Origin of the sequence: Plantactinospora veratri, assembly GCF_036421995.1 — a bacterium.
Classification (GTDB): domain Bacteria; phylum Actinomycetota; class Actinomycetes; order Mycobacteriales; family Micromonosporaceae; genus Plantactinospora; species Plantactinospora veratri.
Genome location: NZ_JAZGQL010000002.1, coordinates 84,989 through 105,845, shown reverse-complemented (window position 1 = coordinate 105,845; position 20,857 = coordinate 84,989). Strand labels below are relative to the sequence as shown.

Genomic DNA, 20,857 nt, shown 5'->3' with positions numbered 1-20,857 from the left:
GTGGAACGACCTTCCACATCATAGATCCACTACCGGCAGGCCGAGCCGACCCGCTGAGCAAGGTCCGTGTGAGCGGCTCTTGACAGGCCCGAAACAAGAGGGACCCGGCCGTGAAACCGGGCGCCGGCACGCTTCGGACATGACAGACGGTGCACGCGCTGCGACGCATTCGGAGGATGTGTCCCAGGACGTCGTCACGCACTGCCCATACTGCGCCCTCCAGTGCGGGATGACGCTGCGCCGTACCGCCGAGCGGGTGGAGGTGCTGCCCCGGCAGTTCCCCACCAACCGGGGCGGGCTCTGCCAGAAGGGCTGGACCGCCGCCGAACTGCTCGACCATCCCGACCGGCTGACCACCCCGCTGCTGCGGGACCGCCCCGGCGGGGAACTGCGCCCGGCGAGCTGGCCGGAGGCGCTGGACCGGGTGGTCGACGGAATCCGCCGCATCCAGTCCGGGTACGGCCGGGACGCGGTCGCCGTCTTCGGCGGGGGCGGACTGACCAACGAGAAGGCGTACGCGCTCGGCAAGTTCGCCCGGGTCGCGCTCGGCACCCGCAACATCGACTACAACGGACGGTTCTGCATGTCCTCGGCGGCCGCCGCCGGGATGCGGGCCTTCGGGATCGACCGGGGGCTGCCGTTCCCGCTGGCCGACCTCGGCACCGCCGACACCCTGCTGCTGGTCGGGGCGAACGTCGCCGAGACGATGCCGCCGCTGGTCCGCTATCTGGTCGAGCAGCGGGAGCGCGGCGGCACCCTGATCGTGGTCGACCCCCGGGCCACCGCCACCGCCCGGCAGGCGCACCTGCACCTGCAACCCACCCCCGGCACCGATCTGGCGGTGGCGAACGCGCTGCTGCACATCGCGCTGGCCGAGGGACTGGTCGACAAGGACTACGTGGCCGCCCGTACCAGCGGATTCGACCAGGTGCGGCGGGTGACCGCCGGCTACTGGCCGGCCCGGGCGGAGCGGCTCTCCGGGGTGCCGGTGGCCGACCTGGAGGCGGCGGCCCGGGCGCTCGGCACCGCCGACCGGGCGATCATCCTCACCGCGCGCGGCGCCGAGCAGCACGCCAAGGGCGTGGACACGGTGACCGCCTTCATCAACCTGGCCCTCGCGCTCGGCCTGCCCGGCCGGCCCGGCTCCGGGTACGGCTGCCTCACCGGGCAGGGCAACGGCCAGGGTGGCCGGGAGCACGGGCAGAAGGCCGACCAGCTCCCCGGCTACCGCCGTATCGACGACCCGGCCGCCCGGGCACACGTCGCCGGGGTCTGGGGGGTGCAGCCCGACGCGCTGCCCGGCCCGGGCGTGTCGGCGTACGAACTGCTCAGCGCCCTCGGCACCGACGGCGGCCCGAGGGGGCTGCTGGTGTTCGGCTCCAACCCGGTCGTCTCGGCACCCCGGGCGGGCCGGGTCACCAGCCGGCTGCGCGACCTCGACCTGCTGGTGGTGGCCGACTTCGTCCGCTCCGAGACCGCCGAGATCGCCGACGTGGTGCTGCCGACCGCCCAGTGGGCCGAGGAGGACGGCACGATGACCAACCTGGAGGGCCGGGTACTGCGCCGCCGCGCGCTCCGCCCGCCACCGCCCGGGGTACGCACCGACCTGGCGCTGCTGGCCGACCTCGCCGACCGGCTCGACCACGTCGACGGGGCGACCGGTCGGGGCCGGTCCCGCTTCCCGGCCTCGCCGGAGCTGGTCTTCGCGGAGCTGCGGCGCGCCTCGGCCGGTGGTGCCGCCGACTACGCCGGGATCACCTGGGAGCGGATCGACGCCGAGGAGGGCGTCTTCTGGCCCTGCCCGGCCGAGGACGGGCCCGGCACGCCGAGGATGTTCGCCGACGGGTTTCCGACCCCGGACGGGCGGGCCCGGTTCCTGCCGGTCGAGCACCGGGCGGTCGCCGAGGACGTCTGTCCGGACTATCCGGTCTATCTCACCACCGGGCGGGTGCTGACGCAGTACCAGTCCGGTGCGCAGACCCGACGGGTCGAGGCACTGCGCCGGGCCGCCCCGAACGCCTTCGTGGAGTTACATCCCGACCTGGCGGCCCGGCTCGGGATCGACGACGGCGACGAGGTGCGGGTGACCAGCCGCCGGGGCGAGATGCGGGCGCCGGCCCGGATCACCCCGACCATCCGGCCGGACACCGTCTTCGCGCCGTTCCACTGGGCGGGTGCGGGCCGGGTCAACTCGGTGACCAGCGACGCGCTGGACCCGGTCTCCAGGATGCCCGAGTTCAAGGTATGCGCGGTCAGGGTCGAGAAGGTCCCGGCCGGGAAGGCGGCACCGCGCGCTGGCGAGGGGACGGCATGACGACAGAGGAGACAGTGGACGGATCACGCAACCGCGTCGTGATCGTCGGACACGGCATGGCCGGCGCGCGGTTGGCGGCCGAGCTGTCGGCCCGGCTCGGCGACGCGAAGATCACGGTACTCGGTGCCGAGCTGCACCGGGCGTACAACCGGATCATGCTGTCGAGCCTGCTGGCCGGCAAGGTCGACGAGTCCGGTGTGGAGCTGGCCGAAACGGCCGGGCACGGCATCGACGTACGCCCCGGGGTGGAGGTCACCGCCGTCGACCGGGCGAGCCGCACGGTGACGACCGGCCAGGGCGACCTGATCGGGTACGACCACCTGGTGCTCGCCACCGGCGGGCGCGCCCTGGTGCCACCGCTGGCCGGGCTGGACCGGGAGCGGCTGCCGGACCGGGTGGCGGTGTTCCGTACCCTGGACGACTGCCGGCGGATCCTGGCCGCCGCCGCCGGAGCGCGCCGGGCCCTGGTGCTCGGCGGTGGCCTGCTCGGGCTGGAGGCGGCCCGGGGGCTGGCCGCCCGGGGACTCGACGTGCACGTGGTGCATCCGGTCGGGCACCTGATGGAGCGGCAGCTCGATCCGGCGGCCGGCGCGGTGCTGGCCCGTACCCTGGCCGCGCTCGGCGTCACCACCCACCTGGACGTCGCGGCCAGCGCCGTCGACGTCCGGCCCGACGGGCTGACCCTGACCCTGACCGACGGACGTGTTCTCGACGCCGACCTGCTGGTGCTCTCCTGCGGGGTACGCCCCGACGTGGAGCTGGCCCGCGCCGCCGGGCTCACCGTGGACCGGGGGGTGGTGGTCGACGACCGGCTGCGCACCAGCGACCCGCACATCTCGGCGATCGGCGACTGCGCCCAGCACGCCGGTGTGGTGACCGGGCTGGTCGCGCCCGCCTGGGAGCAGGCCCGGGTGCTGGCCCAGGTGCTCGCCGGGCAGGATCCCCGGGCGCGCTACCGGCCGCAGCCGGCGGTCACCCGGCTCAAGGCCGCCGGCATCGACCTCGCCGCGATGGGCGACGCGGCGGCCGGCCCGGCCCCGGACGTCGAGGAACTCAGCTTCTCCGACCCGGTCCGGGGCACCTACGCCCGGCTGCGGATCGTCGGCGAACGGCTCACCGGGGCGATCATGCTCGGCGACAACCCGGCGGTCGGCACCGTGATCCAGCTCTTCGACCGGGGTACGCCGGTGCCGGTCGACCGCCGCACCCTGCTGCTCGGCCGCAGCCGGGACAGCGCCAGCGCGACCCCGGTCGAGTCACCGGCGCTGATGCCGGACGCGGCCACGGTCTGCCAGTGCAACACCGTGCGCAAGGGTGCGCTGGTGCGCTGCTGGCGGGCCGGGGCGAGGTCCCTGGACGACGTGGTCGCCGCGACCCGGGCCACCACCGGGTGCGGCAGTTGCCGGGACGCCGTCGAGGGGATCCTCGGCTGGCTCTCCTCGATCGACACTCCCGACCCGGTGGAAGCAGAGGTGGCGGCATGACCGAGCGGCAGCGACTCGTGGTGGTCGGCAACGGCATGGTGGGGCAGCGCTTCGTCGAGGCGCTGCGCTCCCGGGACACCGGGGGCCGCTGGCAGGTCACCGTGCTGGCCGAGGAGGGCCGGCCGGCGTACGACCGGGTGCGGCTCTCGGCGTTCTTCGACGGGGTGGACGCGGACGAGCTGAGCCTGCACAGCCCCGACGACGAGGTCGACCTGCGGCTCGGCGAGCCGGTGGTGGAGATCGACCGGGCCGGCCGGCGGGTGGTCACCGGCGGCGGGGAATACGGCTACGACGCGCTGGTGCTGGCGACCGGGTCGTACCCGTTCGTGCCGCCGATCGACGGCGCGTACGCGGCATTGGGCCCGGACGCGCCCGGCCCGACGCCGTCGCTGCGGCCCGGGGTCTTCGTCTACCGCACCCTGGACGACCTGGCCGCGATCCGCGACTTCGCGAAGGGCCGGCGGGCCGGTGCGGTGATCGGCGGTGGGCTGCTCGGGCTGGAGGCGGCGAACGCGCTGCGGCTGCTCGGCCTTTCCACCTCGGTGGTGGAGTTCGCCCCCCGGCTGATGCCGGTGCAGGTCGACGAGGCGGGTGCCGCGATGCTGCGCCGCTATGTCGAGGAGCTGGGTGTGGTGCCGCGCCTCGGGGTGGCCACCACCGCGATCCGGTCCCGCCCGGACGGCGAGCTGGCCGGGCTGACCCTCTCGGACGGCAGTTGGCTCCCCACCGACCTCGTGGTGGTGGCCGCCGGCATCCGGCCCCGGGACGAGCTGGCCCGCTCCGCCGGCCTGGAGCTGGGCGAGCGGGGCGGGATCCGGGTCGACGAGAGCTGCCGCAGCGCCGACGAGCGGATCTGGGCGATCGGCGAGTGTGCCGCCGTCGAGGGCACCTGCTACGGCCTGGTCGCCCCCGGCTACGCGATGGCGGAGGTGGTGGCCGACCGGCTGGTCGGCGGTACGGCGACCTTCCCGGGTGCCGACCTCTCCACCAAGCTGAAGCTGCTCGGGGTGGACGTCGCCTCGTTCGGCGACGCGCACGGCCGGACCCCGGGCTGCCTCGACGTCACCTTCACCGACCCGGCCACCCGGGTCTACGCCAAGCTGGTCCTCTCCGACGACGCGAAGACCCTGCTCGGCGGGGTGCTGGTCGGTGACGTGACGGCGTACCCGACGTTGCGGGCCAGCGTCGGCGGGGCGCTGCCCGGCCCGCCGCTGGCGCTGCTCGCCCCGGCCGGCGACGGCACCGGTACCGGGGCCGGGATCGCCGCGCTGCCCGGCTCGGCCCAGGTCTGCTCCTGCAACGCGGTGACCAAGGACCAGCTCGTCGGCGCCATCGCCGAGGGCTGCACCGACGTACCGGGGCTGAAGGCGTGCACCCGGGCCGGTACGAGCTGCGGCTCCTGCGTACCGATGCTGAAGCAGTTGCTGGCGGTCTCCGGGGTGAGCCTGAGCAGGGCGCTCTGCGAACACTTCGACCACAGCCGGCAGGAGCTGTTCGAGATCATCCGGGTACGCGGCATCCGCACCTTCTCCCGGCTGGTCGCCGAGCACGGCCGGGGCCGGGGCTGCGACATCTGCAAGCCGGCGGTCGCCTCGATCCTCGCCTCGCTCGGCAACGGCTACGTGCTCGACGGCGAGCAGGCGGCGTTGCAGGACACCAACGACCACTTCCTGGCCAACATCCAGCGCGACGGCACCTACTCGGTGGTGCCGAGGATCCCGGGTGGCGAGATCACCCCGGAGAAGCTGATCGTGATCGGCGAGGTGGCCCGGGACTTCCAGCTCTACACGAAGATCACCGGTGGGCAGCGGATCGACCTCTTCGGTGCCCGGGTCGAGCAGCTGCCGCAGATCTGGCGCCGGCTGGTCGACGCCGGCTTCGAGTCCGGGCACGCGTACGGCAAGGCGCTGCGTACGGTGAAGTCCTGCGTCGGCTCCACCTGGTGCCGGTACGGGGTGCAGGACTCGGTCGGGCTGGCGATCGCCCTGGAGCTGCGCTACCGGGGGCTGCGCGCCCCACACAAGATCAAGTCAGCGGTCTCCGGCTGCGCCCGGGAGTGCGCCGAGGCCCGGAGCAAGGACTTCGGGATCATCGCCACCGAGGGCGGCTGGAATCTCTACCTCGGCGGCAACGGCGGCTTCCGGCCCCGGCACGCCGAACTCTTCGGCCAGGACCTGTCCACCGAGGACCTGGTCCGGTACGTCGACCGATTCCTGATGTTCTACATCCGCACCGCCGACCGGCTACAGCGGACGGCTGCCTGGATCGAGGCGATGGAGGGCGGCCTGGAACACCTGCGGGCGGTCATCGTCGACGACTCGCTCGGGCTCTGCGCCGAACTCGACGCCGCGATGGCCCGGCACGTCGGGTCGTACTCGGACGAGTGGCGGGACACGCTGGCGGACCCCGATCGGCTGCGCCGGTTCACCTCCTTCGTCAACGCACCCGACGTGCCGGACCCGTCGATCACGTTCGAGGTGGAACGGGGACAGCCCGTTCCGGCCCTGGGAGAGCGCCGACCGGTGACGCTCGGCCTCCCGACGACCATGGGGGTACCGAGTTGACTCTGGACACCGCGATCGGCGACGGACCGGCGATCGACGACGGGTTTGCTGAGGCCGCCGAGCCGCGCCACGAGGAGGTGCGCTGGACGGCCGTCTGCCCGTACCCCCGACTGGAGCCGGAGCGCGGGGTGGCCGCGCTCGTCGACGGCGACCAGGTGGCGGTCTTCCGCACCCACGACGGCCGGCTCTTCGCGATCGGCCAGCGCGACCCGATCGCCGGCGCGTACGTGATGGCCCGGGGCATCGTCGGCAGCCGCGGCGAGATCCCGACGGTCGCCTCCCCGCTGCACAAACAGGTGTACGACCTGCGCACCGGCGACTGCCTCGACGTGCCCGGGGTGGCGGTGCCGACCTACCGGGTGCGCTGCCGGGACGGGCTGGTCGAGGTGGCGCCCCGGCACCGGCCGGCCGGGGACGCCTGATGTCCGGCGAACTCTCCGGCTTCACCGTCGGGGTCACCGCCGACCGGCGCCGCGACGAACTCACCGCCATGCTGGAGCGGCGCGGCGCCCGGGTGGTGCTCGCCCCGGCGCTGCGGATCGTGCCGCTGGCCGACGACACCGAACTGCGGGCGGCGACCCGGGCCTGCCTGGACAACCCGCCCGACGTGCTGATGGCGAACACCGGGATCGGGATGCGCGGCTGGCTGGAGGCGGCCGAGGGCTGGGGGCTGGCCGAGCCGCTGCGCTCGGTGCTGGCCCGGGCCTACATCGTCAGCCGGGGTCCGAAGGCCCGGGGCGCGATCCGGGCCGCCGGGCTGCACGACGAGTGGTCGCCGGCCTCGGAGAGCTGCGACGAGGTGATCGAGCACCTGCGGCAGCGCGGCGTACGCGGCCAGTTGATCGCGATGCAGCTGCACGGCGAGCGGCAGCCGGAGTGCACGGCGGCGCTGGAGGCGGCCGGGGCGAGCGTGATCGAGGTGCCGGTCTACCGCTGGGCGGCACCGACCGACCCGGCCCCGCTGCACCGGCTGGTCGACCTGATCGCCGGCCGGCTGGTGGACGCGGTCACCTTCACCTCCGCACCGGCGGTCACCGCACTGCTCCGGGCCGCCGGCTCCAGTACCGAGGCGGTGTTGGACGCGATGCGCTCGGACGTACTGGCCGCCTGCGTCGGGCCGGTCACCGCCGCGCCACTGCGCCGGTACGGCGTACCGGTGGTGGCGCCGGGCCGGGCCCGGCTCGGGGCGCTGGTCCGGACCATCGTCGACGAGCTTCCGCAGCGGGCGATCAGCGTCAAGGTCGCCGGTCACCTGCTGACCCTGCGCGGACACGCCGCCATCCTGGACGGTGAGCTGCGCCCACTGGCCCCGGCCCCGATGGCGGTGCTCCGGGCCCTGGCGAGTACGCCCGGCCGGGTGATGTCCCGGGCCGCCCTGCTGCGCACCCTGCCGAGGGGCGCCGACGAGCACGCCGTCGAGATGGCGGTGGCCCGGTTGCGGGCCGGACTGCGTACCCCGGGGGTCGTGCAGACGGTGGTGAAACGCGGCTACCGGCTGCCGGTCGACTGAGGCCGGCACCGACCGGAGGAAGCTTCACCAGGTGCGACGGCCCCGACGTGCCGCCGCCTCACGCTTGGGTATCGGCTCGGTTTGATCCCTTGACTGGCGGACAGGCGGTTGGCAGGGTAAGGCCGCAGCGTCCTGGAAGCGCCCGTAAACTGCCCTCCAGGACTGTGCACAGGGGACGGGTGGAGGCGCTCGGTCGCCCCTGGCAGAACATTTTTCGGGTCGCGTCACACCCTGCTCGCGAACGCGTCAGGAGGACTGCCGGAGACATCGGGCAAGGCATTACGATCATGGCGGGCACCGGCCATAGAGAGCCGCCGGCAATCATCTGCACCCGTGGCGCCATCAGCGGGGCGCGGCCGATCCTGAACCGGGCGATCGATTCACATCCTCAATGGATTCTCCTCAAAGGACAGGTAGGAATGACGAGGCGTATACGCGTGCTGGCCGCCGCGGCGCTGGCCACGGCCATGCTGGTCACCGCCGGCTGCTCCGGTTCGGACGACTCCGACGGCGGCGACGCCGGCGGCAAGACTCCGGACAAGGTGACGTACCTCACCGGGTTCGGCACCGGCGGCCACGACGCATTCGCGTGGGTGGCGAAGGACAAGGGCTTCTTCAAGGAGGCCGGGCTCGACGTCACCATCCAGCAGGGTGCGCCGGCCACCAACAACCAGGGCCTGCTCTCCGGCAAGGCCCAGTTCACCTACAGCGACGTCACCCAGCTGATGATCCAGACCGGCAAGGCGCAGGTCACCGAGATGCGGGTGATCGCGGCGGTGCACCAGAGCACGCTGGTCGCGATCTTCGCGCCGCCCGGCTCCGGCGTCACCAAGCCGAAGGACCTGGAGGGCAAGCGGGTCGGCGTCGCCGCCGGCTCGATCACCAGGACCCTGCTGCCGGCGTACGGCAAGCTGGCCGGCTTCGACGCCAGCAAGCTCCAGTTCGTCGAGTCCACCCCGCAGACCCTGGTCGGCCTGCTGGTGGGCAAGAGGGTCGACGTGCTGAGCACCTTCGTCATCACCAAGAACACGGTGGAGACGGTGACCAAGCAGACGATGACCGTCATGCCGCTCACCGACTACCTGCGGGACCTGCTCGGCACCGGCCTCACCACCACCGCCAAGTACGCCCAGGAGAACCCGGACATCGTCAAGCGCTTCAAGGACGCGGCGATGAAGGGCCTCAAGTACACGGTGGAGAACCCCGAAGAGGCCGCCAAGATCATGAAGGCCAACAACCCGAACGTGAACGAGCAGGGCGCGGCGGCGGAGATCAAGCTGATGACGCCGTACGTCACCTCGGCACCGGGCAACACGATCGGTGCGCTCGACGAGCAGCGTGCCGCCCGGGCCATCGCCATCCTCCAGGGCGCCGAGCTGATCCCGGCCGGCCTCACCCCGGACAAGGTCATCGACTTCTCGATCGCACCCAAGGCCTGACCGACGCCGGAACAGCTCGGGGACGGCGAGTGGACAGCCACTCGCCGTCCCCTTTTCGACGCAGAGGAGCGAACATGTTGCGCGTCCGTACCCCTCCGGGCCGCGATGCCCACGACCCGCAGTACCGGCCGGCAGGCCCTGGCGCCGGCCGCGGACCGGGGCGGATCCGGTGACCGACCGCCGGAACCTCTCCCCCGGCGCCCGGCTCGCGCTGCCGATCATCGGCACCGTCGTCGCGATCGCCCTGTGGTGGCTGGTGACCATCGTCTTCGACGTCCGAACCCTCTTCCTGCCGTCGCCGCCGGAGGTCGTCGACGCCTTCCGCCGGCAGCCCGGCTATCTGTTCGAGGCGGCCTGGGCGACCCTCTGGGGAACCCTCGCCGGCTTCGGCCTCGCGGCGGTCGGCGGGATCGTCGCGGCGCTGCTGCTGACCAGTTCGCGCCTGGTCGAACAGGCCAGCCTGCCGATGATCGTGGCATTCAACGCGGTGCCGAAGGTGTCGCTCGTACCGCTGCTGATCCTCTGGATCGGCTACGACGCGCGGACGAAGCTCACCCTGGTCGTCCTGATCGCGTTCTTCCCCGTCATGATCGCCACCATGGCGGGCCTGACCTCGACCCCGACCGACCTCTACGAGCTGACCAGGTCGCTGTCGGCGACCCGGCTGAAGACCTACCTGAAGGTACGACTCCCCTGGGCGCTGCCCCAGGTCTTCGTGGGGCTGAAACTCGGCATCACGCTCTCGCTGATCGGCGCCGTGGTGGCCGAGTTGCAGACCCTGAACCAGGGGCTCGGGGCGATCATCTACAACACGCAGCAGTCCTTCGACACCCCGCTGGCGTTCGCCGCGATCACCCTGACCGGGGTGATCGGGATCAGCGTCTTCTACGCGGTCGTCGTGGCCGAACGGATCGCGGTGCCGTGGGCCCGGAAGATCTCCGCCTGAGTCCTCCCGCGCCGGGCCGGACCGATCGGGCGGATCACCGCCGCGGCCGTGGCCGACGGTGATCCGCCCACCGGGTCAGGCCAGCCCGGACCCGCCGTTGAGGTCGAGGTTGACCGCGTTGACGGCCGGGTTCTCCAGCAGGAAGACGGCGGCGTCGGTGACGTCCGCCATGGTGGTCAGCCGGCCCGTCGGGGTACGCGCCCGGTAGGTCTCGTGCACCTCGGCCGGCTGCTTGGCCCAGAACGGGCTGTCGCCGACGATGCCCGGGTGCAGGGCGTTGACCCGGACCGGCCGCAACTCGGAGGCGAGCACGTTGACCAGCCCCACCACCCCGGCGTTGACCGTGGAGACCGTCGCCGACCCCGGGAACGGCCGGTCCTTGGAGCCGCCGCCGAAGAGCAGTACCGAACCGCTCGGGGAGAGCCGGGACGCGAGGGTGTGCGCCACCTCGGTGTAGCCGACCAGCTTCACCGTGACCAGGCTGACGGCGCGGTCGATCTGGTAGTCCGAGACCTTGTTGACGTCCCGGACGAAGGCGGAGAGGACAAGGTGTTTGGTCTCGCCGATCCCGGCGAGCGCGGCGGCGATGGACTCGGGCTTGGCGAGGTCGACGGCGACACCCGTCGTCCGGCCGCCGATCTCGGCGGCGACCGCCTCGGTCCGGGCCGCGTCGCGGCCGGTGACGACTACCTCAAGGCCACGCTTCGCGTAGTGCTCGGCCACGTCCCGGCCGAGGCCGGAGGTACCCCCGATGACGACTACGCAGCCGCCATCGGGGCCATCGTGCTGTGGCATGTCTGTCCCTCTCGTTGTGCAGGATTGAACCGCGGAGCCTCCCCGGGCCCGGCAAGCCTGCGAAACGGCGAGGGTCAGCCGACCGGCGTGGGTTGGCCCCGGCCGTGCTCCGCACGCAACGTCTCCATCGCGTGCTGTACCACGTTCACCAGCACGTGCTTGACCGACTCGCGGTGTCGGGCGTCGCACATCACCAGCGGCACGTGCGGAGCGATCGCGAGCGCCTCGCGTACCTCCTCCGCCTCGTACTGCGGTGCGCCGTCGAAGCAGTTCAACGCCACGACGTACGGCAGGTGCCGGTTCTCGAAGTAGTCCAGCGGCGCGAACGCGTCGGTGATCCGCCGGGTGTCGACCAGCACCGCCGCGCCGACCGCACCGCGGATGATCTCGTCCCACATGAACCAGAACCGGGTCTGTCCGGGGGTGCCGAACAGATAGAGGATCAGGTCCTGGGCCATGGTGATCCGGCCGAAGTCCATGGCGACCGTGGTGGTCTCCTTGCCCGGCACCTTGGAGGGGTCGTCGATGCCGACCCCGGCCGCGGTCATCACCGCCTCGGTGGTCAGCGGGGTGATCTCCGAGACCGCACCCACGAGCGTCGTCTTGCCGACCCCGAACCCGCCGGCAATAACGATCTTCGCGGAGGTGATCCCGCCGCCACCACCACCGCCGCCACCGCCACCACCGCCGCGACGCGGCCTGGCCGACTCATAGCCTGCGAAGTCCACTTAGCACCCTCTCAAGCAGTTCCATCCGCTCCTCGTACGCCTCAGACGGTGGAGCGGCATTGTGCAGCGTCAGCAGGCTGTCCGCCACCATGTCGGCGACCAGCACCCGGGCGACACCCAACGGCAGCCGGGTGTACGCGGCGATCTCCGCCAGTGACTGCGCCCGGCCCTCGCAGATCGTGGCGATGCGGTGCTTGTCATGGCCGGCGAACCGGGACTCCACGACCGCGGCCGGGCTCGCCACGAGCACCGCCTCGAGCGCGATGTCCTGGCGAGGTTCGGTACGGCCGCGAGTGACCGCGTACGGTCGGACGAGCGCGCCACGCGGGTCATCGCGTCGTCCCTCCATACCGTGGTCACCTCCTCAGAGTCGAGTCGCGGTTTCACCGATGCCATCCTTCGTCTGCGCCGGATTAGGGACGCGAAACGGCCTCGCGCGGCAACGGCACCAACGCCGCACCGACCCGTTCCACCAGCAGCGCCATCTCGTAGCCGACCTGGCCCACGTCACAGCTCCGGGCGGCCAGCACCGCCATCGAGGAACCGTCGCTGATGGACATCAGGAACAGGTAGCCACTGTCCATTTCGATCACCGTCTGGAGCACCCCACCGGCGCTGAACATCCGGGAGGCGCCGTCGGTCAGGCTGACCACGCCGGAGGTGATCGCCGCGAGCTGGTCGGCCCGGTCCGGCGGCAGGTCCCGGGACGAGGCGAGGAGCAGGCCGTCCGCCGAGACCGCGACGACGTGTGCGATGCCGGCGACGCTGTCGGCGAAGTTACTGAGCAGCCAACCCATGTCCTGCATCGCTGCTGGCCTGTTCATCCGCTCGTCTCCTTGGTTGAGATCATGCCGTTCTGCTCGGAACCGGCCGTCCGCCCGCGCTGTACGCCACGGTGGTAGGCCGACAACAGACCGCGCACCTCGTCCGGGGTACGCCTGGTCCGCTCGCGCCCGCTCTTGGGCTCGACGCCACCGGGCACCAGTTGCGCCTGGGGTACCCGCTTCGGCAGGCCGGACCGGGTCGTGCCACCGGCGGCCGGCTCCGCCGCCCGGCTGGCCCGGGCCCAGCCCTCGTCGGCCGCCGTCCGCCAGGACCCCTCGGGCCCGGGCTGCCCGGCCGGCGCGGCCGGCGCGGCAGCGGCCGGCGCCGGTGGTGCCGGGGCCGGCGCGGGCGCGGGCGCGGGGACCGGTGGCGGTGCGGCCGCGGGTGGCGGCGTCGGTGGTGCGTAGGGGGCCGGTGGCGGCACCGAACGCCCGGGAGTGCGGGCGGTCAGCGGGGTGCGGCCCGGTGTCGCCGAATTCGGCGACGGCGGAGCACTCGGTGCCGGCGGCGACTGGTAGCCGCCGGGCGGCACGGTGAAGATCGCGGTCGAGTCCGATCCGTGGGAACGGAACCAGACCGCCTCCATCTCGCGGAAGATCGGCGCTTCGCCGGTGTCCTCCACCCGGGGTGCGACCGCGGAGGCAGCGCTGACCGGGGTACCCGCGACCGGGCCGGAGGGCAGGCCGGACGGCGCCGCCGCGGGAGTCATGGCGTGCGTCGCGGCCGTGCCGCCGCGTTGCGGCAGCGAGGAGGCGACCGTCGGGTACTGCACGGTCGGCGAGGTGACCCCGGTCGAACCGGCCAGACCCGTGTGCGGGGGCGGTGCCGTCGACGCCGGGTTCTGGTAGGTCGGCGTCACTCCCTGCTGGTACGTCGGCGCGGGCATCGCCGGCAACTGACTCGCCGTCAGATGGCTGTTGACCGGGGCACCGGTGTTGGCCGGCGTCGCTTGGGCCGGGTCGCCCCCGGTCTGCCACTGGTTGCCGGCCGCGCTGCGCCACTGCTCGGTCAGCGTGCCGGCGGTACGCGACGCGCCGACCGGGGAGAGCGTCTCCTGCCAGGCCGCGCCGGTCGACGGCCGGTTGGTGGCCGGTCCCTGCTCGACGGCGAGCGGCTGCCGCTGCCGGCCGAGGACCTGGTCGCGACCGCGCGGGTTCGGCAGCACCACCGTGCTGGCCGGCAGGGTGACCTGGGCGACCGTGCCACCCTCGACGTTGCGGCGCAGGTCGACCCGGATCTCGTGCCGGTGCGCCAGCCGACCCACCACCGCGAGACCCATCAGCCGGAAGGCCGCCACGTCGACGGCCGGCGGCTCGGCCAGCCGGCGGTTGAGGGCGTCCATCTGCTCTTCGCTGAGGCCGAGTCCTCGGTCCTCCACCTGGATCAACACGTAGTCGCGGATCCGGCGGGCGTCGGCGACCACCGTGGTGTGCGGCGGCGAGAACCGGGTGGCGTTGTCGAGCAGCTCGGCAACCAGCCGGACCACGTCGTTGACCGCGTGCGCGGCGACCGAGATGTCCGGGTCGACGGTGCCGAACTCGATCCGGTTGTAGAGCTCCACCTCGGACTGCGCGGCCCGCAGCGCGTCGATCAGCAACGCGTCCTCGCGGCGGGGCGCCGTCGAGTCGGCGCCGGCCAGCACGAGCAGGTTCTCGTCGTTGCGGCGCATCCGGGTGGCCAGGTGGTCGAGCTCGAAGAGCTGTGCCAGCCGCTTCGGGTCCTCCTCACCCCGCTCGATCGCGTCGAGCTCACCGATCATCCGGTCGACCAGGGTCTGGCTTCGGCGGGCCAGGCTGAGGAACATCGCCGAGACGCTGGTCCGCAGGGCGGCCTGCTCGGCCGCGATCCGGACCGCTTCCTTGTGTACGACGTTGAACGCCAGCGCGACCTGGCCCACCTCGTCCTTGTTGTTGAGCCGGATCGGGTCCCGGACCTGCCGGACGATCTCGTCGACGCCGCCGTCGCCGATGGTGCCGACGTCCCGCAGCCGGCGGACCGCCTCGGGCAGGTCGTGGTTGGCCACCGAGAGCGCACCCTCGCGGAGCCGGCGCAGCGACTGGTTGAGCGACCGGGCCAGCACCACGGCGAGGGCGAGCGCGATGATCAGCGTGAGCAGCACGATCACCGATTCGATGATCGCCTGCTGGACGACCTCGGAGCGGGCCGACTCGGCCTGGTCCAGCAGGTCGGATTCGAGCAGCGTCTCCGCCCAGCGCATCAGGTCGTTGATCGAGCCGATCGCGATCGCCGCCGAGCTGGCGCTGATCGGTGCCCGCTGCCCGACCGACCGGGTCAGGTCCCGCGCCACCTTGTCGGCGAGGATCACCGCGTCGCCGGTGACGGCACCGTTGACCACCGCCTCCTGCCGGGCGTTGGCGGAGGCGCTGAAGGCCAGCAGCGCCTCCTGCTGGCTGGTCAGGGTGGCGATGAAGGCCGAGAACTGCTCCTGGTCGAGCACCTGGTTGATGGCGAGGGAGCTGTAGACCACCGCCTCCTCCTCGGCCACCGCCTCCTTCGCCTGGGCGAGCGCGGAGAGGGTACGCAGGCTGTCGCCGACCGCGCTCTCACCGGAGATCTGACCGAGTGCCTCGCCGTACGCCACGAGTTCACCGATGATCATGCCGTACCGCAGGGTGGCCTCACCGGGTGGCATCTGCGGGCGCTCCAGCACCTCCTGCCGGGTGCCGTTGAGCGTCGCGAGGCGGTCGTCGATGACCCGCAGCCGGTCCTCCACCGAGGCCGGGACGTCACTGACCTGGGCCCGCCGGTCGTTGTACGCGGCGATCCGGGCGTCGGTGCGCTGCACGTACGCGTCGTACGCCTCGGTCGTGGTCTCCTTCGACTTGGCCAGCAGCCGGGCGGCGGCGATCCGCTCCTTGTGCACGTCCTGGGTGAGCGCCGAGATGTCCGCGGAGAGTTCGGTCAGCGACCGGAGCACACCGGCCTGGTAGGCGCCCTGCCCGATGTCGACCAGCCGGATCGTGGCGAGCGCGAGGACCGCGGCGACCGGGACGACGAGCAGGAGTGCGAGCTTGGACCGGATCCGGGTGTCCCGTAGCCGGGGAAGCCAGCGGCGCGGTGCAGCGCCCCCCCGCAGACCTTTCGCGGGCAGGGTCGTAGGTCCGGTGCTCACGACATCGCCTCCGTCGTTTCATTACGTGACCCGTCGACCGATGCCTGCTGCAGCGGATCGAGCCGCACGCGGCACGGCCGCGATTTCATCAGAAGAAGGCCGCTTTGGGAAGCGACGGGAGGGCAGCAAAGGTCCATCATGGGACGTCGGCTACCCTCGGCGCCGAGAGATCGATGAATCGCCAAGTCTCTGATCAGCACATATATCTCTAGAGTGGTCACTTGTATCTGGAAAGTTATCCCGCACCCGTACCCCCTCTTATCACTATGTGAGACCCGTCATCCCGAAACCGGCCGGGCATCCAGCGCTTGACCCAGGCGTCCGGCATTGGCAAGGTTTTGCGGGTTTGAAGGCTTCGCGTGAACCGTACGGCAGATCGCTGCCATCCATTGTGGACGACTGGATCGGCGGCCGGGCAAGCACCCCGCCCGCGCCGGATACCTGGAGGACTGAGTTGAGGCCCATCCGCTCCGCGATACCCGCGCTGCTCGCGTCGGCCATCCTGGCAACCTCGCTGACCGGCTGCCAGTTCGGCGCGCCGGAGAAGGAGTCCGGGGAGATCGTGATCGGCGCCGACCTGGAACTGTCCGGCGCAGCCCCACAGGTCGGCAAGGCCTACCAGCGGGCGCTGGAACTCAAGGTCGAACAACTGAACGAGTCCGGTGCGCTGGACGGCCGCCGGGTTCGCCTGGAGGTCCGGGACAACAAGTTCGATCCAAGCATCTCGGCAACCAATATCGGCGATTTCACCGCCAACCCGGCGATCAGCGGCATCATCATGGGCAGTTGTAACGACTGCGCCCTCGGTGCGGCGAAGACGGTGAAGAGCAAGCAGGTTCCGACGATCGCGCTCGCCCCCGCCGGTGAAGTCGCCGCCCCCGGACCGGATCGGGAATACATGTTCAAACTCGGCCCGAACGCCCGCGACAACGTCGCGGCGATCGCCGCCGAACTCCGCACCCGCAGCGTCGAATCGGTGGCGCTGCTGCACACCGCCGACAAGTACGGCGAGGAGGGCGCCCGGACGCTGGCGAGCGAACTCGTCGGCGTCGAGGAGGACGCCACAGACATTCCGATCCTGGCGAAGCGGACGGTGAAGGTCACCGACACCGACGTCAGCCAGCCGGTTGCCGCGCTGGTCGCGGAAGAGCCGGACGCGATCATCGTGTGGACCCCGGCCGACCAGGCGAACCTGGCGATCGGGAGCCTCGCCTCCGAGGGTTACAAGGGCCACGTCTTCTTCGACGCGGTGGCCGCCGGCGACCTCTTCATCGGCAACAGCGGCCGGGCGGCGGAGAAGACCACAATGGTCTTCACCCAGACCATGGTGATCGACGACGTGATCGCGACCACCCCGGCCAAGGCGGCGAGCAAGCAGTGGTTCCGGGACTACACCGCCCGGTTCGGCGGCTACTACGGATACTCCTCGTTCGCGGCCGACGCGCTGCAACTCATCGTGGACGCGGCGGTACGGGCCGGCGGCGGCGAGGAGCCGGACCGGGCGCGCATCCGCAGCCTGCTGGAGACCGCCGAGACCGACGGACTCTCCGGCCCGATCCGGATGACGCCGGAGAACCACTCGGGGCTGATGCCCCAGGCGTTGAGCCTGCTGGTGGCCCGTGGTGGCCGCTGGCGGCTGGCCGGCTGAGCCGGCGATCGACGGACGCGGCCCGGCGGCGCGGAACGAGTCCTCGCCGCCGGAAGGCGTCCGGGATAGCCTGTCGACACTGTCGACCTGTCGAATGGGGTGGCAAAAGCGATGATCCGACTCTCCGGAGTATCCCGGACCTTCGGTGGTCGGTCCGGTTCCGTTGAGGCGCTGCGGCGGATCGACCTCGACGTCGCCGAGGGCGAGTTCCTCGCCGTGGTGGGCCGCTCCGGCTGTGGCAAGTCCACCCTGTTGCGGCTGGTCGCCGGCCTGCTGCCGGTAACCGAGGGCGAGATCCGGGTGGCGGACGAGGTCGTCACCCGGCCACGGCGGGACATCGCCATGGTCTTCCAGCGCCCGGCGCTGCTGCCCTGGCGGTCGGTCCTCGACAACGTGATGCTGCCCACCGAGATCTTCGGCTGGAGCAAGGCCGCGCACCGCGACCGGGCCCGCGAACTGCTGTCGATGGTCGGGCTCAGCGAGTTCGAGAAGCGGCTTCCGCACGAGCTCTCCGGCGGCATGCAGCAGCGGGTGTCGCTGTGCCGGGCCCTGATCCAGCAGCCGAAGGTGCTGCTGATGGACGAGCCGTTCTCCGCGCTGGACGCGCTGACCCGGGAGGAGCTGTCGGTCGAGCTCCAGCGGATTCACATGGAGCACTCGGCGACGATCGTCTTCGTCACCCACTCGATCGACGAGGCGGTGCTGCTCGCCGACCGGGTCGTCGTACTCAGCCCGCGCCCCGGGCAGATCCGCAAGGTGCTCGACATCAACATCCCGCGTCCCCGTTCCCTGGGCCGCAACGCGCACTTCGAGGACGTCGCCCGGGCCAGCGCGGAACTGCACGAACTCCTGATCGACCATCCCGGGAGCGGTCCCGGCCTGGCCCTGAGCGGCAGCGGCCAGTCGGACCAGCAGCGCTGACCCGACGGTCAGCACGATCGATAGCCGGTCGGGCGCCGCTGCCGGTGCCCGACGTCCGGCCCAGGGTGGCGGGCCGGCCGGACGAGTGCGTAACGTGCCCGGCATGGCCTACCGGACCTGGGGCAGAGTGCTGCTCGCCGCACTCCTCGTCGGGATCGTCAGCGGCGCCGGCCAGCTGGGGATCGCGTACGGCCTCGGCCTCGTCCGCCTGAACCGCGGTTTCGACGGCGCCACGGTGAACCACTGGCCCGCCCAGCTCGGCTGGGTCGGCTGGGTCGCCATGGTGGCGGCCGTGGTCGGTGCGATGGTCGCGGACCGACTCGCCCGCAGGTACACCCTGCCCAGCACGCTCGGCAACCGAGCGGTCGTCTCCGCGCTCGCCGCCCTCGGCGCACTCGCGGTGGCCCCGCTCTCCATGCAGCCCGCCCGGGCGGCGCAGGTCGCCTCGGCAGACCCGGTGAGCCTGACCGGGGTGGCCGCGTTGATCGGTGCCGGGGTCGGGTTCGTCGCCGCCCTGGCCGCGCTCAGCCAGCGCCCGGTGGTCTGGAACATCGGGGCGGTGACCGGGGCGGTCTGGTTCCTCGCCGTACTCTCCGTACTCCCCTCGCTCGGCCCCACCGACCCGCTGCCCGCCGTCCGGCTCGGCGGCGTCGACCCGAGCTGGCTCGGCGCCGGTACCAGCCAGCGGCTGGCGGTGGTCACCATGCCGGCGCTGGCCCTGGTCGCGGGCGCGCTCACCGGTGCCCTGGCCCGGCGGCGCGAGCTGCCGACCCCGGTGGTCGCCAGTTGCGGGGTGGCGGGCCCGGCGATGCTCGCCCTGGCGTACGTCGTCGCCGGTCGGGGTGACTCCGCGGACGCCTACCAGGCGGCACCGTACTGGGGGGCACTGATCGCCGTGGGTGCCGGTGCGCTGGGTTCGGTGCTTGCGGCGTGGGCCCGCTGGCCGCTGACCACGAGCGCCCCGGCCCAGGCCATGGCCGCCCCGGAGCGGACCGGCGCAGCCGACTCGACCGCAGCCGCAGCGCTCGACGGCACCGCCGGCACGGCGACGACGACTGAGAGTGGCAGCGGCAGGCCGGCAGGTGAGAGCGGCGGCGGCAGGCCGGCAGGTGAGAGCGGCGTCGACGACGCGCCCACCGAGACCATCCCGACGGTGACCTCGCCGAGTAGCGGCGCTGCCGTAACCGTGCCGGGCGGCGGCGCTGCGACCGCGCCGAGCTGGCCCGGCAGCACGCCCACCACCTGGAGCCCACCGTCGAGCGGCACCACCACCCCACTCCCCGGCAGCACCGCGACCCCACCGTCGAGCGACACCACAGCCACGCTCTCCGGCGGCACGGCGGCAGCCGGTGGGCGAACGGCCGGCGCGCCGACGGAGCCGTCCCGGGAGCAGCCGCCGAGTCCCGGGAACTGGTCGTTCGACATCGGCAGAGGCGTACCGACACCGCGTACCTCCCCGGAGGACTCCGCGCCGACCGAGCGGTTCGGCTCATCGACCCCGGCCGTGCCCGAAAGCGGTCAGCGAAGGGGCACGGAGCCGGGCGGTCCGGCCGGCAGCGGACCGAGCGCCGCTTCGGCGGATGCCGGGCTCCCGGCCGGTTGGACCGGTGCCCGTCGACTGCGTACCGAGGACTTCTGGCCGACCACGACACCGCCGGTCACGCCATCGGGACCAGCAGGCGCCACGGCACCGTCGGCACCAGCGGGGACGACGCCCTCGGCAGCGCCGGAGCCGGCGACCACGGCGACACCACCGACGGCGGCACCACCGACGACAGCACCACCGACGGCGACGTTCACGCCACAGTCCGCCACATCGTCCCGGAGCGACGACGCCTGGGACGCCTTCACGCCGGTCAGCCGTCCCCGCCTCGACGGTCGTGAACCGACGACCGAACCGACAACCAGACCGGAGCCGAGCGGAGCAGACCCGGCCCGGACCGGGCGGATGACGCCCGTCCCGGTGGTCGCCGGGGACAGCCCCGACCAGGACGGGGACGCCCCTGCCCAGGTCGAAGGCGCTCCCGGCCAGGTTGAAGGTGCTCCCGGCCAGGCCGGGGACGCTCCCAGCCAGGTCAGGGACGCTCCCGGCCAGGTCGGCGGTAAGCCGGGCCAGGCCGGGGACGCGCCGGGCCGGGCGGCCCGGGATCGCGGCACGCCCCCGACCGGATCCGGCCCGGAGACCACCGCCGAGGTCGAGTCCGAGTCGGTCACCGAAGACGCGCAGCGGCCGGCGGGGCGGATCCGTCGCGGCCTGTTCCGGCGCAACCGGGGCGGTACCGACGCCGAGCAGACCGGCGCCGTCGAGACCGGCAAGGACGACGCGAAGCAGGACAGGGGCGAGTCGAAGCCGGGCAGGGGCGAGTCGAAGCGGGAGGCGAAGGGCCGCAACCGTACGGAGGAACCGGTCCCGGCCCGCGACGAGGAGTACGTCGACTGGGTGAGCGGGCTCAGCGAGCCCGATCCGACCGCCGACGACATCGGGCTGGACCGCAGCGTACGGCGATCGCTGCGCTCGACCGGCCGGCACCACGCCGACTGACCGCTGCC

At 72.5% G+C, this 20,857-nt stretch carries 15 protein-coding genes; 10 read left to right on the top strand and 5 right to left on the bottom strand.

Going from position 1 to position 20,857, the window contains the following annotated elements:
- Positions 1–139: 139 nt before the first annotated feature.
- The 7 genes from V1634_RS03120 to V1634_RS03090 all read left to right on the top strand — a co-directional run bounded on the left by V1634_RS03120 (position 140) and on the right by V1634_RS03090 (position 10,257).
- The gene (locus V1634_RS03120; RefSeq protein ID WP_331206196.1) at positions 140–2,314 is read left to right on the top strand and encodes a molybdopterin oxidoreductase family protein; all 2,175 of its coding nucleotides are present in this window, start codon (positions 140–142) and stop codon (positions 2,312–2,314) included.
- A complete protein-coding gene (locus V1634_RS03115) occupies positions 2,311–3,798 on the top strand; it encodes an FAD-dependent oxidoreductase (RefSeq protein ID WP_331206195.1) in 1,488 nt (495 codons plus the stop codon). The genes V1634_RS03120 and V1634_RS03115 overlap by 4 nt, the downstream gene beginning before the upstream one ends.
- Positions 3,795–6,362 carry a nitrite reductase large subunit NirB gene (gene nirB, locus V1634_RS03110; RefSeq protein ID WP_331206194.1) on the top strand — a complete coding sequence of 856 codons (2,568 nt, stop codon included), beginning with the start codon at positions 3,795–3,797 and terminating at the stop codon, positions 6,360–6,362. Before V1634_RS03115 ends, nirB begins: the two co-directional genes overlap by 4 nt.
- A gap of 77 nt (positions 6,363–6,439) precedes the next feature.
- On the top strand, positions 6,440–6,784 hold the full coding sequence (gene nirD / locus V1634_RS03105) for a nitrite reductase small subunit NirD (RefSeq protein ID WP_331206246.1): 345 nt from the start codon (positions 6,440–6,442) through the stop codon (positions 6,782–6,784).
- On the top strand, positions 6,784–7,872 hold the full coding sequence (locus tag V1634_RS03100) for a uroporphyrinogen-III synthase (RefSeq protein WP_331206193.1): 1,089 nt from the start codon (positions 6,784–6,786) through the stop codon (positions 7,870–7,872). Before nirD ends, V1634_RS03100 begins: the two co-directional genes overlap by 1 nt.
- Before the next feature lie 419 nt (positions 7,873–8,291).
- On the top strand, positions 8,292–9,311 hold the full coding sequence (locus tag V1634_RS03095) for an ABC transporter substrate-binding protein (protein ID WP_331206192.1): 1,020 nt from the start codon (positions 8,292–8,294) through the stop codon (positions 9,309–9,311).
- Positions 9,312–9,480: 169 nt separating this feature from the next.
- Positions 9,481–10,257: an ABC transporter permease gene (locus tag V1634_RS03090; protein WP_331206191.1), complete on the top strand. Its 777-nt coding sequence runs from the start codon at positions 9,481–9,483 to the stop codon at positions 10,255–10,257.
- A gap of 75 nt (positions 10,258–10,332) precedes the next feature.
- On the opposite strand, the gene V1634_RS03085 is transcribed toward V1634_RS03090, so the two are convergent.
- The 5 genes from V1634_RS03085 to V1634_RS03065 form a co-directional block, all read right to left on the bottom strand.
- Positions 10,333–11,052, bottom strand: coding sequence for an SDR family NAD(P)-dependent oxidoreductase (locus V1634_RS03085; RefSeq protein ID WP_331206190.1), 720 nt, complete (start codon positions 11,050–11,052; stop codon positions 10,333–10,335).
- 74 nt (positions 11,053–11,126) lie between these two features.
- Positions 11,127–11,780 (bottom strand): GTP-binding protein, encoded by a 654-nt coding sequence (locus V1634_RS03080; protein ID WP_407951706.1) that lies wholly within the window; start codon positions 11,778–11,780, stop codon positions 11,127–11,129.
- Entirely contained in the window at positions 11,761–12,129 is a 369-nt protein-coding gene (locus V1634_RS03075) for a DUF742 domain-containing protein (protein WP_107260835.1), read from the bottom strand. Before V1634_RS03075 ends, V1634_RS03080 begins: the two co-directional genes overlap by 20 nt.
- Before the next feature lie 64 nt (positions 12,130–12,193).
- A complete protein-coding gene (locus V1634_RS03070; protein ID WP_101368105.1) occupies positions 12,194–12,604 on the bottom strand; it encodes a roadblock/LC7 domain-containing protein in 411 nt (136 codons plus the stop codon).
- Positions 12,601–15,738 (bottom strand): sensor histidine kinase, encoded by a 3,138-nt coding sequence (locus tag V1634_RS03065; RefSeq protein WP_331206188.1) that lies wholly within the window; start codon positions 15,736–15,738, stop codon positions 12,601–12,603. Before V1634_RS03065 ends, V1634_RS03070 begins: the two co-directional genes overlap by 4 nt.
- Before the next feature lie 454 nt (positions 15,739–16,192).
- Between V1634_RS03065 and V1634_RS03060 the strand changes: the two genes are divergently transcribed.
- The 3 genes from V1634_RS03060 to V1634_RS03050 all read left to right on the top strand — a co-directional run bounded on the left by V1634_RS03060 (position 16,193) and on the right by V1634_RS03050 (position 20,849).
- On the top strand, positions 16,193–17,386 hold the full coding sequence (locus tag V1634_RS03060) for an ABC transporter substrate-binding protein (protein WP_331206187.1): 1,194 nt from the start codon (positions 16,193–16,195) through the stop codon (positions 17,384–17,386).
- Between the two features lie 111 nt (positions 17,387–17,497).
- Positions 17,498–18,307, top strand: a complete 810-nt coding sequence (locus V1634_RS03055) for an ABC transporter ATP-binding protein (RefSeq protein ID WP_331206186.1) — start codon at positions 17,498–17,500, stop codon at positions 18,305–18,307.
- 103 nt (positions 18,308–18,410) lie between these two features.
- Positions 18,411–20,849: a hypothetical protein gene (locus V1634_RS03050; protein ID WP_331206185.1), complete on the top strand. Its 2,439-nt coding sequence runs from the start codon at positions 18,411–18,413 to the stop codon at positions 20,847–20,849.
- The last annotated feature ends 8 nt before the right edge of the window (positions 20,850–20,857 follow it).

Excerpts from the sequence above, each read along its gene's own strand:
- V1634_RS03120 (WP_331206196.1), top strand. The coding sequence starts at position 140 with ATGACAGACGGTGCACGCGCTGCGACGCATTCGGAGGATGTGTCCCAG.
- V1634_RS03115 (WP_331206195.1), top strand. The coding sequence starts at position 2,311 with ATGACGACAGAGGAGACAGTGGACGGATCACGCAACCGCGTCGTGATC.
- nirB (WP_331206194.1), top strand. The coding sequence starts at position 3,795 with ATGACCGAGCGGCAGCGACTCGTGGTGGTCGGCAACGGCATGGTGGGG.
- V1634_RS03100 (WP_331206193.1), top strand. The coding sequence starts at position 6,784 with ATGTCCGGCGAACTCTCCGGCTTCACCGTCGGGGTCACCGCCGACCGG.
- V1634_RS03095 (WP_331206192.1), top strand. The coding sequence starts at position 8,292 with ATGACGAGGCGTATACGCGTGCTGGCCGCCGCGGCGCTGGCCACGGCC.
- V1634_RS03085 (WP_331206190.1), bottom strand. The coding sequence starts at position 11,052 with ATGCCACAGCACGATGGCCCCGATGGCGGCTGCGTAGTCGTCATCGGG.
- V1634_RS03075 (WP_107260835.1), bottom strand. The coding sequence starts at position 12,129 with ATGGAGGGACGACGCGATGACCCGCGTGGCGCGCTCGTCCGACCGTAC.
- V1634_RS03070 (WP_101368105.1), bottom strand. The coding sequence starts at position 12,604 with ATGAACAGGCCAGCAGCGATGCAGGACATGGGTTGGCTGCTCAGTAAC.
- V1634_RS03055 (WP_331206186.1), top strand. The coding sequence starts at position 17,498 with ATGATCCGACTCTCCGGAGTATCCCGGACCTTCGGTGGTCGGTCCGGT.
- V1634_RS03050 (WP_331206185.1), top strand. The coding sequence starts at position 18,411 with ATGGCCTACCGGACCTGGGGCAGAGTGCTGCTCGCCGCACTCCTCGTC.